Origin of the sequence: Chryseobacterium echinoideorum (assembly GCF_007474535.1) — a bacterium.
Classification (GTDB): domain Bacteria; phylum Bacteroidota; class Bacteroidia; order Flavobacteriales; family Weeksellaceae; genus Chryseobacterium; species Chryseobacterium echinoideorum.
Genome location: NZ_VKNW01000001.1, coordinates 508,851 through 522,216, shown reverse-complemented (window position 1 = coordinate 522,216; position 13,366 = coordinate 508,851). Strand labels below are relative to the sequence as shown.

The 13,366-nt window shown below is 35.1% G+C and carries 11 protein-coding genes; 5 read left to right on the top strand and 6 right to left on the bottom strand.

The genetic code is table 11. The annotated features are described in order from the left end of the window. Position 1 precedes the first annotated feature (1 nt). The gene (locus tag FOL89_RS02235; protein ID WP_144281214.1) at positions 2 to 508 is read right to left on the bottom strand and encodes a GNAT family N-acetyltransferase; all 507 of its coding nucleotides are present in this window, start codon (positions 506 to 508) and stop codon (positions 2 to 4) included. A 188-nt stretch (positions 509 to 696) separates the two neighbouring features. On the opposite strand from FOL89_RS02235, the gene FOL89_RS02230 reads away from it, so the two are divergent. Further along, entirely contained in the window at positions 697 to 2,844 is a 2,148-nt protein-coding gene (locus FOL89_RS02230; protein ID WP_144281213.1) for an endonuclease MutS2, read from the top strand. 149 nt (positions 2,845 to 2,993) lie between these two features. Here the strand turns inward: FOL89_RS02230 and FOL89_RS02225 are convergent, their stop codons facing one another. Beyond that, the gene (locus tag FOL89_RS02225; RefSeq protein WP_144281212.1) at positions 2,994 to 4,244 is read right to left on the bottom strand and encodes a dicarboxylate/amino acid:cation symporter; all 1,251 of its coding nucleotides are present in this window, start codon (positions 4,242 to 4,244) and stop codon (positions 2,994 to 2,996) included. 208 nt (positions 4,245 to 4,452) lie between these two features. Between FOL89_RS02225 and FOL89_RS02220 the strand changes: the two genes are divergently transcribed. Further along, positions 4,453 to 4,935: a BON domain-containing protein gene (locus FOL89_RS02220; protein WP_144281211.1), complete on the top strand. Its 483-nt coding sequence runs from the start codon at positions 4,453 to 4,455 to the stop codon at positions 4,933 to 4,935. Positions 4,936 to 4,941: 6 nt separating this feature from the next. Further along, a complete protein-coding gene (locus FOL89_RS02215; RefSeq protein WP_144281210.1) occupies positions 4,942 to 5,361 on the top strand; it encodes an SH3 domain-containing protein in 420 nt (139 codons plus the stop codon). A gap of 82 nt (positions 5,362 to 5,443) precedes the next feature. On the opposite strand, the gene FOL89_RS02210 is transcribed toward FOL89_RS02215, so the two are convergent. From FOL89_RS02210 to FOL89_RS02195, 4 genes are all read right to left on the bottom strand, one after another. Continuing rightward, positions 5,444 to 6,001, bottom strand: coding sequence for a thioredoxin family protein (locus FOL89_RS02210; RefSeq protein WP_185146890.1), 558 nt, complete (start codon positions 5,999 to 6,001; stop codon positions 5,444 to 5,446). A gap of 77 nt (positions 6,002 to 6,078) precedes the next feature. Further along, a complete protein-coding gene (locus FOL89_RS02205) occupies positions 6,079 to 6,468 on the bottom strand; it encodes a DUF2207 domain-containing protein (RefSeq protein WP_144281208.1) in 390 nt (129 codons plus the stop codon). Positions 6,469 to 6,536: 68 nt separating this feature from the next. Beyond that, on the bottom strand, positions 6,537 to 7,007 hold the full coding sequence (locus FOL89_RS02200) for an Lrp/AsnC family transcriptional regulator (protein ID WP_034674082.1): 471 nt from the start codon (positions 7,005 to 7,007) through the stop codon (positions 6,537 to 6,539). 134 nt (positions 7,008 to 7,141) lie between these two features. Continuing rightward, the gene (locus FOL89_RS02195) at positions 7,142 to 11,929 is read right to left on the bottom strand and encodes a translocation/assembly module TamB domain-containing protein (protein ID WP_144281207.1); all 4,788 of its coding nucleotides are present in this window, start codon (positions 11,927 to 11,929) and stop codon (positions 7,142 to 7,144) included. A 4-nt stretch (positions 11,930 to 11,933) separates the two neighbouring features. On the opposite strand from FOL89_RS02195, the gene tsaD reads away from it, so the two are divergent. Together tsaD and FOL89_RS02185 are read left to right on the top strand one after the other, a co-directional pair. Continuing rightward, positions 11,934 to 12,950, top strand: a complete 1,017-nt coding sequence (tsaD, locus tag FOL89_RS02190) for a tRNA (adenosine(37)-N6)-threonylcarbamoyltransferase complex transferase subunit TsaD (protein ID WP_144281206.1) — start codon at positions 11,934 to 11,936, stop codon at positions 12,948 to 12,950. Then, entirely contained in the window at positions 12,950 to 13,360 is a 411-nt protein-coding gene (locus FOL89_RS02185) for a hypothetical protein (protein ID WP_144281205.1), read from the top strand. The genes tsaD and FOL89_RS02185 overlap by 1 nt, the downstream gene beginning before the upstream one ends. Positions 13,361 to 13,366 lie beyond the last annotated feature (6 nt).

The following is a 13,366-nucleotide window of genomic DNA, read 5'->3' as shown; positions in this document are numbered from 1 at the left end:
ATTAGTTTCTCTGCAAACTAAAAACCAAATTATCAGGAAAACCTTCATCAGTTCTTCCCTCTTGCAATATGAAGTTGTGCTTTAAAAGAAGACCTTTCGAGTTTTCGTTGAACTTGTTCGTAAAAGCTAAAATCTCCTGCAAATTTAATTGATTAAAGCCAAATTCTAAAACCGCAGACAAAGCTTCAGACATGATTCCTTTTCTGTGAAAATCAGGTAATAATTCGTAACCGATTTCTCCTGTTTTTCGGTCTTGAGAAAAATTCCAGAGACAGATTGTACCGATCAGATTCTGTTGAGCCTTATAAGATATTCCCCAATTTAAAGATTCATTATTCTGATTTCTTTTTTTGAGCGTTAAAATAAAATCCAGCGCATCGTAATTTGTCTTTGGCGGAATTCTTTGTACAAACCGATTGACAATTTCATTGCTTCTGATCTTTAAAATGTCTTCAACATGGCTTTCGTTGATAGGTTTTAAACTTAGTCTTTCTGTTTCTAATTTCATCAATCAAATATACAGATATTACGATTACTTCAAATGTATTTCGTCTTTCAGAGTTTAAAGAAGCCTATAATAATTTCACAAGAACTTCAGAATCTTTTTTTAATTTTAATACTCATATTAGCAAAATTTGAATTTTTAATTATCAAATTAACTCATTTTCAAATTTTCAAATTAGTTATCTTTGCATTGTGTATATAGATAAAGAAGATTTAGACGAATTGGAATTTCCGCAATTGCTCGCAGAAATTTCTCCCTTTGCATATTCTCCGAAAACAAGAGAAAAAATCCTTCAGCTTCGTCCGATGAAAATAGATGAGGCTGAGCTTTCCCTGAAAAAAACTTCAGAATACCTCTCAAGCTTTGAAAGCTCTAATGCCATTCCGTTTAGTGAATATGAAGATATTGAAAGTGAACTGAAATTGATGCTGATTGAAAATTACCGATTAGAAAACGTTGCTTTCATCAAAATTAAAACACTTACGGAGCAAATCGGTAAACTGCAGAAGTTTTTCCCAACCATGCCCGAAACTTTCCCTACGCTTATTAAGGATGTTTCAGTGCTTGAGTTCAGAAAAGAAATCATTGATAAAGTTGACAAGGTTTTCAACCGTTTTGGTGAAGTAAAAAGTGAAGCATCTCCGATTCTGAAAGGATTGAGAACGGAAATTCAGCATGCTAAAAAAGCCATTACCGAGAATTTCAACAGAGCTTTATTCAATTACGGTCAAAGTGAGTTTTTAGATGATATCCGGGAAACGATTATTGACGACCAAAGAGTTCTGGCTGTAAAATCGGGATTTAAGAAAAGAGTTCAGGGAAGAGTTTTAGGACTTTCAAAAACCGGTTCCATCACTTATATTCAGCCGGAAAGTGTAGTGAATCATTATTTTAAGCTTCGGGAAAGTCAGGAAGAAGAGAAAAAAGAAATTGATAAAATTTTAAGACAGCTTACTGCAGAATTAGCAGAATTCCAACCTCAGCTTTGGAGATATCAGCAATACATTTTTGATCTGGATTTAACGAGAGCCAAGGCAAAATTTGCCCATCTTATCAACGGAATTTTACCCAAAATCAACCGTCATAAAACATTAAGATTAAAAGATGCTTTCCACCCATTATTGTTTCTAAGAAATAAAGCGGAAAATAAAGTCATTTTCCCTCAATCGTTAACGTTCACCGAACACAACAGAATTATCTGTATCTCAGGACCGAATGCGGGCGGAAAATCAATCACCCTGAAAACGGTCGGATTGCTTCAATTAATGATTCAAAGCGGAATTCTGGTTCCTGTACATCCAAAATCGGAAATGTTTTTCTTCGACAAAATCATGACGGATATTGGCGACAATCAATCTATTGAAAACCATCTGTCTACTTACTCATCACGATTAAAAAAAATGGGAGGGATCATCCGCGAAGCAGATGCCGAAACTCTTTTATTGATTGATGAATTTGGTACAGGTTCGGATCCTGAATTGGGCGGTGCTTTGGCAGAAAGCTTTCTGGAGTTTTTTTATGATAAAAAAAGTTTTGCCATCATCACAACGCATTATACCAATATCAAACTGGTTGTAGAGCAGCTACCGAATGCGCAAAACGCAGCCATGCTTTTTAACGAGGAAACGCTGGAACCCATGTACAAACTGGAGGTAGGACAAGCCGGAAGTTCATTTACCTTTGAAGTGGCAGAGAAAAATAAAATCCCAAGATTTATCATTCATTCTGCTAAGAAAAAAGTGGAACATGATATTGTAAATTTAGATAAAACCATTGTAAAGCTTCAACAGGAAAAATATGAAGTTGAAAAACTGAAAACCGATCTTGCGGAAAGAAAAGAATCTGTAGAAGACAAGCGCGACAATCTTCAAAAACTAAACGACCAGCTTCAGCAAAAGTTATTCAACTTTCAGAAACTGTACGAAGAAGAGCACCGTAAATTACAGTTTGGCAACAAGATAGAATCTTTTATAGACAGCTATGTAAAAGGGAAATCCAGAAAGGATGTAGTGAAAGATTTTGTAAAAATTTTGGAACAAGAAAAATTCAGAAAAATTGGTGCTGATAAAGACGAATCTAAAAGACTTCAGATTGTCAAAAGAAAAATCACCCAACAACTGAAAAAAGAAGATGTGATTGAAAAAATTACTGAAACCAACGAAAAGCTTGAGGAAAAACGTAAAACCGATCGCTCTGTCTGGATGAAGATAGGTCAGCGGGTGAGAATAACCGGAAGTACCAGTGTGGGAACGATTGAAAAAATATCTAAAAATAAAGTAGTTGTAAATTACGGCACTTTTAAAACGACGATTGACGGAGACGAATTAGAAAGAATTTAATTACATAAAAAAATTTGCAAATCTAAATTGGAAAACATGAACTCTACATTAAAAGCATTCGACTTGTTAATAATGTAGTATTTCAAAAAATAAAGGCAAAGCTTAAAAGTTAATTTAGCTTTGCCTTTTTATATTAAAATTCAGAACTGCTACAAATCTCCGCCGTGGGTATCAAGCTGACCTTCCCATTTTGAAACAGCTGAAGTTGCCAAAGCATTCCCCAATACATTGGTCATACTTCTTCCCATATCGCAAAAGTGATCAATCGGTAAAATCAATGCAATCCCTTCCGGTGGAATTCCAAACATGGAACAAGTTGCTACAATAATTACCAGACTAGCTCTCGGAACTCCTGCAATTCCTTTTGAAGTAAGCATTAAAACTAAAAGCATGGTCACCTGCTGTCCGATAGACATATCAATCCCGTAAATCTGGGCAATAAAAATAGAAGCAAAAGTCATGTACATCATACTCCCGTCCAGATTGAAAGAATACCCTAATGGCAAAATAAACGAAACAACTCTGTTATTGCAGCCAAATCTTTCCAGCTCTTCTACCAGTTTTGGAAAAACAGCCTCTGAACTTGTCGTAGAAAAAGCAATAAGCAACGGTGATTTTATTCTTCTTAAAAGATCAAAAAGACGGCGTCCTAAAATCATATATCCTACCAAGAGTAAAACCAGCCACAAAATTCCTAAGGCAAAGAAAAAATCCCGCAGATAAATAGCGTAGACTTTAAATATTTCAAAACCATTGGTTGCAACCACCGCCGCAATAGCTCCTAAAACTCCCAAAGGGGCAAACCACATAATGTAACCTACCATTTTCAAAATTCCGTGTGCTATAACATCAAACAATCTAATTACCGGCTGTGCATATTCATCTCCTAAATTAGCTAAAGCTACCCCAAACATAATAGAAAACACAACGATCTGAAGCACTTCATTGGTTGCAAAAGCCTCAAACAAGCTTTTAGGAATAATATGTTTTACAAAATCTTCCAGAGAAAAACCTTTACTGGACCTCACCAATTCTTCTGCAGATGATGCATCCTGAATGGGAAGCTGGGTAACGTGTCCCGGTGCAAGCCAATTGACTAACACCAAACCGATAAAAAGTGATATCAATGAAGCGGAAATAAACCACAGCATCGCTTTTGTACCAACTCTTCCAATCATTTTGATGTCGCTCATTTTTGCGATACCTACAACAAGCGTGGTAAATACAAGCGGAGCAATAATCATTTGCACCAAACGAATAAAGATGGTTCCCAGAAGCTTGATATTTTTAGAAAACGGCTCTGCGCTTTCAGGATAATTAATATGCACCAAACCTCCAATGGCGACACCAATTACTAATGCTACAATAATAGCAACGAATAATTTATTTTGTCCTTTCATATATATAATTCAAGAAAGACAAATATAATGCTTTAATTATTTAAGCCTAAATTTTTATAAAAATTTGCGTGCTCAATAATTAATAAATTAAATCACAGAAAATGAAAAACTTATAGTAATCTTATCAGATATTTTTTAAAATTTTAATCTGTTGGTACAAAATTTATTATTACATTTGATTGTATTTAAAACATTAAATTAAACAATTATGAAAAAAACAATCGCAATATCTGCTTTAGCTTTAGCAGTATCGTTTGGATCTATTTCGTGTAAAAAGAAAGTATCTGATGCTGAATTACAGACTCAGGCAACTACAGTTGTAACAGCAAATCCTGGAGCAAGTGTAGAGGTAAAAGAAGGTGTAGCACACTTAAGCGGAACTTTTGCTTCGCAGGAAGAAAAAGATGCTACCATCAAGTCTTTGAAAGAAATAAAAGGAGTAAAAGATGTTCATGACATGGCTACAGTAGAGGCAGCTCCAATGCCAGTAGAAACAGCTTCTGCCGTAGATCCTATGGTTCAGCAAAAAGTACAGGATGCAGTAAAAGATTTCCCTTCGGTAAAAGTTGAAGTAATTAACGGAGAGTTGACTTTAACCGGAAATGTATCTTCAGTTCAGGCGAGAAAAATTAAAGAATCTGTAGATGCTTTAAAAATCGGAAAGTATAATAATAATTTAGTTGTAAAATAAGAAATCATGAGCACATTACAAGATAAATATTCAAGCGTGGTTTCAGCAGCTCAATCTGCAGGAGTAAGTAATCTTCAGGTTCAGGAGCAGGATGGAATTCTTTACATTTCCGGTGGCGCATCAAATACTGCTGCAAAAGATGCCGTATGGAATGCTTTAGGAGCAATAGATTCTACTTATTCTGCATCAGACATCAATATTGATGTGCAGGTTACAGGTCTTGCAGCAGGAACAAGCCTTACTGTTGCAACTGAAGAGTCTAATCTAAACATCAGACAGGAGCCTTCTACAGATGCAGCCGTTGTAGGAAAAGCGGCAAAGGGAGAAACCATTACTTTGGTTGAACAGACTTCTGATGACTGGTGGAAAGTGAGAACCGCAGACGGAGAAGAAGGCTATGCTTATTCGAGATATTTGAAAGCTTAGTAAGAATAATTCATTTTTAAGAATATAATACCCTGAAAAAACAATTTTTCAGGGTATTTTTTTATTTTAGATTAAAAAAAACTTATTTCCATTTAATATTGCAGCCCATGCTTGGTCTTTGAATTTCTTCCTGAGCTTCACCTAATAAAAGATTTTCAAAAGCAATGATCAAGTCTTCCCCAGTAACGTCTTTATTATTTCCCGGTCTGGAATCATCCATTTGCCCGCGATAAATAAGATCTAATTTTTCATCAAAGAAAAATAAATCTGGAGTGCAAGCTGCATCATAGGCCTTTGCAATAGCTTGGCTTTCATCATATAGATAAGGAAAATCAAATTTTCTTTCGATTTGGAATTCGATCATTTTCTCCGGAGAGTCTGCGGGATATTTTTCAACATCATTTGAGTTGATTGCAATAAACTCAATTCCTCTCTCATTATAATCTTCGTAAAGTTCGGTGAGTTTATCAATAACATGAAGAACAAACGGACAATGATTGCACATGAAAATTATCAATGTTCCTTTTTCTCCTTTTAGATCATCAAGAGATTGAACTTCGTTATTTTTTGAAGGGTTTGGAAGCTCGAAAAAGGGAGCTTTTGTTCCCAGATCTATCATTTTAGAGGGTGTGTTCATAATTTTATATTTTATGTCAAAATTAAAAATTCTGACGGAGAGTTCAAAGATTAGTTAAAAATGTAATAAACTTTATGTTTCTATCTGAAAAACTTCCATTTCGGAATAATTGCCAACATTCCGAATCCTGTAAAAAGAAACAGATTGGTAACATCAGAATATAAAAATGTGGAAAGATAATAGTTATGCATAAAAAAATGAGCAAGAAGCATCAGGGGAAATAATACAATTCCTGCTTTTCGATAAAAAAACATCAATACAATTCCTACAATCATCAAGATATCAACCGAGAAAATCAGATAAAAATACCCTTGAGGGATATTAAGACTTTCATGCTGAAGGTATTCGTCAAAATCTAGTCCGATTCCCATCAATGTAAACACGAGCAAAGAAGCCAGTGCCAGAATAAAACCCCATCCTTTTTTTGGATCTTCATCAAAATAGCTGTATTCTTTATATTCCTTTTCCATAATGCAAAAATAAAGAACTTATGAATGATTTCATAAGTTCTTTGGTATTTATATCGTTTAAAGTTTGACTAAATTGAGATTGCGTTAATCAATCTGTTTTTATCACTAAGGTATTCTTCCATAGAAATCATACTTTCAGTTCTCATTACGTCCTGAATGTCGTCTATCTGATAAATAATTCTCTTAGCATCATTTGTGTTTTTTGCTCTTACTTTACAGAATATATTATATTTTCCGGAAATAACGCTTGCTTCGATAACGTTGGGTATGCTTGATAATTCTTTCAAAACCTCCTGAGTGCGGTTTGATTTTGTTAAAAGAATACCTATAAAAGCCGTGAAGTGATAATCCAATTTACCATAATCAAGGTTGAGAGATGATCCTAAAATAATACCTGCATCTTCCATTTTCTTTACCCTTACGTGAATAGTACCAGCAGAAACGTCCATCTGCTTAGCAATTTCAGTAAAAGGCATTCTTGTATTTTCTACCAGAAAATCAAGAATTTTCTTGTCTATTTCGTCCAGTTGATAGTTCATATTAGTGAAATTATATTTTTCCTAAAAAATCTTTAAATTTTTTACAAAATTAAAAAAAATAATTAAACTAAAAAAATAATATTAAACATTAACAATAATTAACACGGATGATAAAAATCATTAAAAAATTCTAACTATTTAAGCGTTGATTTTAAAGAATCTGTTTTTATGAAGACTGAGTCAGACCGTTTCTTTTTATCTTTTTTCTTCTTTTTAAAGAAAGAATTAAAGCTTTTACTCCAAACGATACCCCCTCCATACGCCTGATTTGCAGAGCCGTTTGTTCCTACAGTCCCAACTCCCATTCCGATATTGGTGGGCTTAGAATAACCTCTTACAACAAGTGTTCCGTCGTTTTTCTTAGATATATCATATTCTATAGATCCTTCACCGGACAAATAATTATTGTTGGCAGTTTCGGTTCTTGTCAAAGGAATCCCCAAACCAGTTTTTACCGTAACTCTCGAAGACAAATCAAAACTAACGCCTGCATTGGCTCTGTCACCAAAATTTGATAACTGATCTCCTCTTACATAATTCAAATCAATCTGAAATTCATTACTCACTGTATTTAATACCGATCCTAATTGTTTCAGGAGCATATTGTATCCTGAAGATTCAGCAACACCAACGGCATCAATATTTACCCCTCCGGAATTGGTTACATTAAAAGAGTTGAGAAGGAGAATAGATCCAAACTGTAATACATTCTCTCCTTCAGTCTGATTGATTCTGGCTGCCAAAGTTTCTTTTACCTGACTGGAAACATCTAGAGCAGTAACATTCAGATCAATTTGAGGATCATTCAGGGTATTGGTAATTTTCGCTTGAAGCAATACACTGATCGGCTGTAGCTGTCCCATATTCAAATACTGACCCGCATTGGAAACCATCCTTACATAGTTTGCCGTAATATCTAAAGCCGGTCTCATTGCATCACCATCCCATCTTATACTGCTGTTTTTCTGAATCTGAAATGTTCTGTTAAGAATCGCTTTGGAAATAAAAGTTCCGCTTTCTACCATATAGGTTCCGTTCATGGCGATATTTCCCTGTCTGCTCATCTGGAATTTCAAATTTCTTGCGGCTCCCTTAACACTTATGTTTCCTGCATCGTCACCCACCAAAACATTTACCGTAGTGCCTTTATCTACATCTACATTAAAATCAATATTCATATTGGCTCCGGTCTTTTTCTTTTCTTCCAAAGTAATAAGACCATCTTTGCCTTCTTTTAAAAAGCGGAGCATTTTAAACTCATCTACATTAGAAGTTGAGCTGGAATTAAATGTGAATGTACTTCCGTTTAATGCTTTCATATTAGGTGTGGAAAGATTAAGTGCTGAAACCGGACCATCCACATACAGGTCGCCCTGTCCGTAAACTCTTCCCCAAAACAAATCATAATCTTTCTGCGTGGTATTAAGCATTAAAAGATTATCTGCCCTCATTACCAGGTTGACTCCCATGGAAGATAAGGTTTCAAACTGAATTGCACCGGAAATTGTTCCCTGCGAATTAGCTCTTCCGTCACGAACCCCAATATTGTTTAAGATTGCAAGACCTCGTGAAAGTGAAATAACTGTATCATCAAAAGAATAATCTACCCCCGTAAATAAAAGCTTTAAGCCAAAATCTTTCAAAGCAATATCACCGCTGTAATCAAGATTTTTTAATGTTCCGTTAATTTTAAGATCTCCTGTAGCCTTACCTCTCAGATTACCAAATATCGACTGTACAAATTGCTGAGTAAACGAAAGATCAAAATCTCTGAGCTCTGTATTAAGATCAATAGTTGGTGATGAAGTATTATTATTTACTGTACCCGTCAAGTGAAGATTATTTCCTCCCAATATTCCGGCAGAAGCTACTTTTACGTCTACATCATATACATTAAGTGAAAATCCGTTAACTGCCGAAATAGTAACATCTCCCATATCATTCCCGTTCATCATAATATTATCTACGGTAAGATCTACCAAAGGCTGCAACGTATTTTGATCCATCTTGATTTTCACATTTCCGTTCGCCAGACCTTTGATATCCATCGGATTTCCTCCTGCCTGCATTTCGAACAATTTTTCAATGGCAAAGTTTTGCACTTCAGCGTCTACATAAAAATCTTTTGCAGATTTGAATGTAGACTCATTGATCATCAGTGAGCTGTCGTCAGAATAAATTTTAAGATTTCTGATTTCAAAATCTGCGGTATTTTTTCTGTAACTAATATAATGATCAAGCTCCGGACTAGTGTCAACAGCCCATTTTGTATTATTAAGCGTTATTTCTGTGGGTTCAAACCTGAAAATATAATCTCCTTCCGAATTGGTAGACTGATTAAAATTAATTGTGTAAGATTTCAGATTTTCCTCTAATTCATCTTGAGGACTTCCATGATTAAAACTTGTAGATATTCTGAGCAAAGATCCATTGTCATTTTTACCTGTAAGAATGAGATCTTTAAAAATATTCTTATTGTATTCTAATCTGTTTATTTTAGCATAAAGCTGCTGATCTGCATTTGCCGTGTTGATTCTCACCATCACACTATCAACCATCGCACTGTCTCTCGTCATCCTGATGCGGTCATCAATTTTATACTCAGGATTTGTTTCCGCTAAAAGTCTGTCTGCTTCGGAAATTTCTTCCTTTTTGGTCATAATGTATTTGAGCGAAGATGCATCTAGGTTTAGAATCAGATTATTAGAATTACCATCATACTCTCCTACTACTTTTGCACCTTGCGGAAGCTTTAGATCGGGAAGAAAATAGGCGATTACACCTTGCTCTACATCAAAATCCATCGTAAAAAGCTGCCCACGGTATAGTTTTCTAGGTTCTGGACCTACCAGAATTTTGCCAAGACCATTTTCTATCATCCCGGCAAGATCAGCAAGATTATATTTTCCTGAAATCTTTCCATTAACTGCTCCCGGCGCATTGACCAAAATTGAGCGGTTGCCGTTTTCAATAAATGTTTTTAGCTGAGCATTGGGAATATAATATTTTTGATCTGCTGTTGCAAAATTCACGTCTGAAGCATCCACATCCAGTGTAAGGTCATTAATGTCTGACATTGCCATTTTACCATTAACCTTACCGCTTACAATCTGGTTACCTGCCTTACCTGAAAAATAATTAATATTCAAATGCCTAATATCAGCATCTACATTAGCTGAAATTCTTGATGTACTGAAATCAATCAAACCATTTATTGTGGCTTTTGCCTGCTCATCGCTTACGGTAATTAAGCCGTTATATTTTTTATGATCTAAAAGACCATTCAGTACCACATTATTGATCTCTTTGTCCATAATTTCAATACTGGAAATCTGAGATTTTGTACTCAGACGCATGGTATTGACATCAAAGCTTTGTCCGTCCAGATTAAATTTACCTGAAATCAATCCTACCGATTTATTTTTAGTAATAACTGAAGTATTCAGATCATTTACCTCTGCATATCCTTTATATTTAGGTAAAGACGAGCTGTAATCTGTTAAAGAAAAATTAGAAATTTTAGCCTGTCCTATTCCTGTCATTAGATTTCCGGAAGATACATACACCTGTTTCGGAGTAACTCTTGCAGCACCATTGTACTTCAGCTTGCCAAAATCATCAGCAAAATTTTTCATTTTTGATGAAACAAATGTAGGCATCATTGCCTTCAGATCTTTATAGGTAAAATCTGTTGAAAGATCATTGGTTTCTATTAAAAAATTGCCTTTCAGCAGATCTTTTGCTTTAAGCTTTTTTGTTGCAATATTGACACTTGGGTTTCGTATCAGGAAATTTTCTAAAGTGAAATTATTTAAAGGTCCCGTCATTTTTCCGCTCGCATTAAACGGTATAAAATTGTCCCAATTGGTAACAAAGTAACTGATATCGTATCCACTCAACTGACTTCCCAGTTTCATATTCATGTCCCAACTCACTTTATCTGTAAAATCTGCCCATGAACCATTATTCAAATTAAATTTAATATCACCCTGAAGAAGTGAATGATCGGTATTGAATGTCAAGTCCCCCAAAGACAGATAATCCTGAGTCATCGAAAAATCTGTAGAAAAAGTTTCAACAAAATGAGATTTTCCCCATCTTTTGGTAATAAACGTAAAATTATCAATGCGCGCATTGACATCAGTTCCGTTAACTCTAACTTTTGGAGAAATTAAATTTACATTATCTGCAGTCAACCATTTTCCAGCTTCACCATGAGAATTTTGATTAACAATGGAAACTTTTGAATTAAGAATCTCCAATCTTGCATTAAGCTGGAAAGGACTTTTTTTCGGATCTCTTTTTTTTCCGCTGTCAAAGAGCTGCGTAAATCTGATGAAATTTGAAATACTATCCCCTTTATATGTGATTACTTTAATATCAGCATTTTTAAGGGTCAGTCTACTGAAGCTTAAAGAATTGTTTTTACCTATATTTGTTGCTAATGAAAACCAGTCAGAATCTGCAATAAATTCTTTTGAGGTAATAAAATCTAAACCTTTATAGTCCTTGATCTTCAAACCTTTGATGGTGACATCTCCAAAAAAGTTAACCTCAACACTTTCGGTAGACATTTCAGCTTTAAAGTCCTTGTTAACAATCTGCAAAGCCTGATCTGCCGCCCATCTTTTTGTTACCGGCAAATTAATAGCTATAAAAATCAGAACAATGAGTGATAATGCAGTCCAGAAAAGTATCAGCAAAAGTTTTGCCCACCAAGAATAGCTGACTACATCTTTTGCAGCCTGCTTTCCGAATTCCTGAGCTGTATCTATTGGGTGGTTTATTGCATCAGAAGCAAACTCAGCAGCTCCTTTTACCGTTTCCTGAACATTATCAACCGTTTTCTGTACCTGATCGCCCAAGTTTTCAGCTACCGATTTTTTGTTCTCATTTTCGTTATTATTCTCTAACTTTGCCATTATTATGAGCGACTCTATAATTTTAGGTATCGAATCATCTTGTGACGACACTTCTGCTGCTATTATCAAAGGAAATTGTATTCTCTCTAATATTGCAGCCAACCAGGAAATCCACAAAGAATATGGCGGCGTGGTTCCCGAGCTTGCTTCCCGCGCGCATCAACAGAATATCATTCCTGTTGTTGAAAAATCGATACTCAAAGCAAATATACAACAAAATGCAATCTCTGCCATAGGCTTTACCAGAGGTCCCGGACTTTTGGGTTCCCTTCTTGTAGGAACGTCTTTTGCCAAATCACTTGCGATGAGTCTGGATGTGCCTTTGATAGAAGTAAATCATCTTCAGGCACATATTTTAGCGCACTTCATCGACGATGCAAATCCTGTGCCGCCCAAATTTCCTTTTTTATGCCTTACCGTAAGCGGCGGACACACAATGATTGTCCTTGTGAAAGATTATTTTGACATGGAAATTATCGGGAAAACGACCGATGATGCAGCCGGTGAAGCATTTGATAAAATTGGAAAAATTTTTAATTTGGATTATCCTGCAGGTCCTATCATTGACCGATTGGCGAAAGAAGGAAATCCTGACACTTTTAAATTCAATAAGCCTAAATTAGAAAATTACGATTATTCTTTTAGCGGAATTAAAACTTCTGTGCTTTATTTTATTCAGAAAGAAGTAAAGAAAAATCCTGATTTCATTAAAGAAAACATCAATGACTTGTGTGCTTCTGTTCAGAAATGTATCATTGAAATTTTGATGAATAAGCTGGAAAAAGCTGCAAAAGATTTAGATATAAAAGAAGTCGCCATCGCAGGCGGAGTTTCTGCCAATTCTGAATTAAGAAAAGTGATGCAGGATAATCATGAAAGATTGGGATGGAATATTTATATCCCAAAATTTGAATATACAACCGACAATGCCGCAATGATTGCGATGGTTGCCCAGCTGAAATTTGAACGTGGCGAATTTACCGATTTGAGAGCTACGGCAACGTCTAAATACGATCTGTAATGAAAATATTATTAGAAGAAAAAGTACTTGGTACACAATCTAAAAAGAATTCAAAATACTATTGGGTTTTAGAAACAGTCACAGGAAAAAATGAGGCTGCCCAAGAGTTTGGTGAGGATAATTTCCAGATGACAAGTTCAGAAACAGGTTTTATTCAGAATATAAAGGAAGAAATTATTGAGAAAATAAATTCTGAAAATGTTTTCAGCTTTGCTTATGAGCCAAAAGAAGGAGATTATTTGTCGATTAAAAACAATTTAAGAAAAAATGAATATCTGAATCTGATTTTTATGAATAATTCATGGATTGAAGAAATTTACATCTGTTCTTATCGCGACTGCGAAGGCGATATTTATACCACGATAAAAACCGGAGTGGCATTCATCAGTGAAAATGAGATATTCTTTTAAATAGGG

Coding starts and splice junctions, on each gene's coding strand:
- tsaD (WP_144281206.1), top strand. CDS start 11,934: ATGAGCGACTCTATAATTTTAGGTATCGAATCATCTTGTGACGACACT.
- FOL89_RS02185 (WP_144281205.1), top strand. CDS start 12,950: ATGAAAATATTATTAGAAGAAAAAGTACTTGGTACACAATCTAAAAAG.
- FOL89_RS02200 (WP_034674082.1), bottom strand. CDS start 7,007: ATGAACTATCAACTGGACGAAATAGACAAGAAAATTCTTGATTTTCTG.
- FOL89_RS02215 (WP_144281210.1), top strand. CDS start 4,942: ATGAGCACATTACAAGATAAATATTCAAGCGTGGTTTCAGCAGCTCAA.
- FOL89_RS02195 (WP_144281207.1), bottom strand. CDS start 11,929: ATGGCAAAGTTAGAGAATAATAACGAAAATGAGAACAAAAAATCGGTA.
- FOL89_RS02235 (WP_144281214.1), bottom strand. CDS start 508: ATGAAATTAGAAACAGAAAGACTAAGTTTAAAACCTATCAACGAAAGC.
- FOL89_RS02220 (WP_144281211.1), top strand. CDS start 4,453: ATGAAAAAAACAATCGCAATATCTGCTTTAGCTTTAGCAGTATCGTTT.
- FOL89_RS02225 (WP_144281212.1), bottom strand. CDS start 4,244: ATGAAAGGACAAAATAAATTATTCGTTGCTATTATTGTAGCATTAGTA.
- FOL89_RS02205 (WP_144281208.1), bottom strand. CDS start 6,468: ATGGAAAAGGAATATAAAGAATACAGCTATTTTGATGAAGATCCAAAA.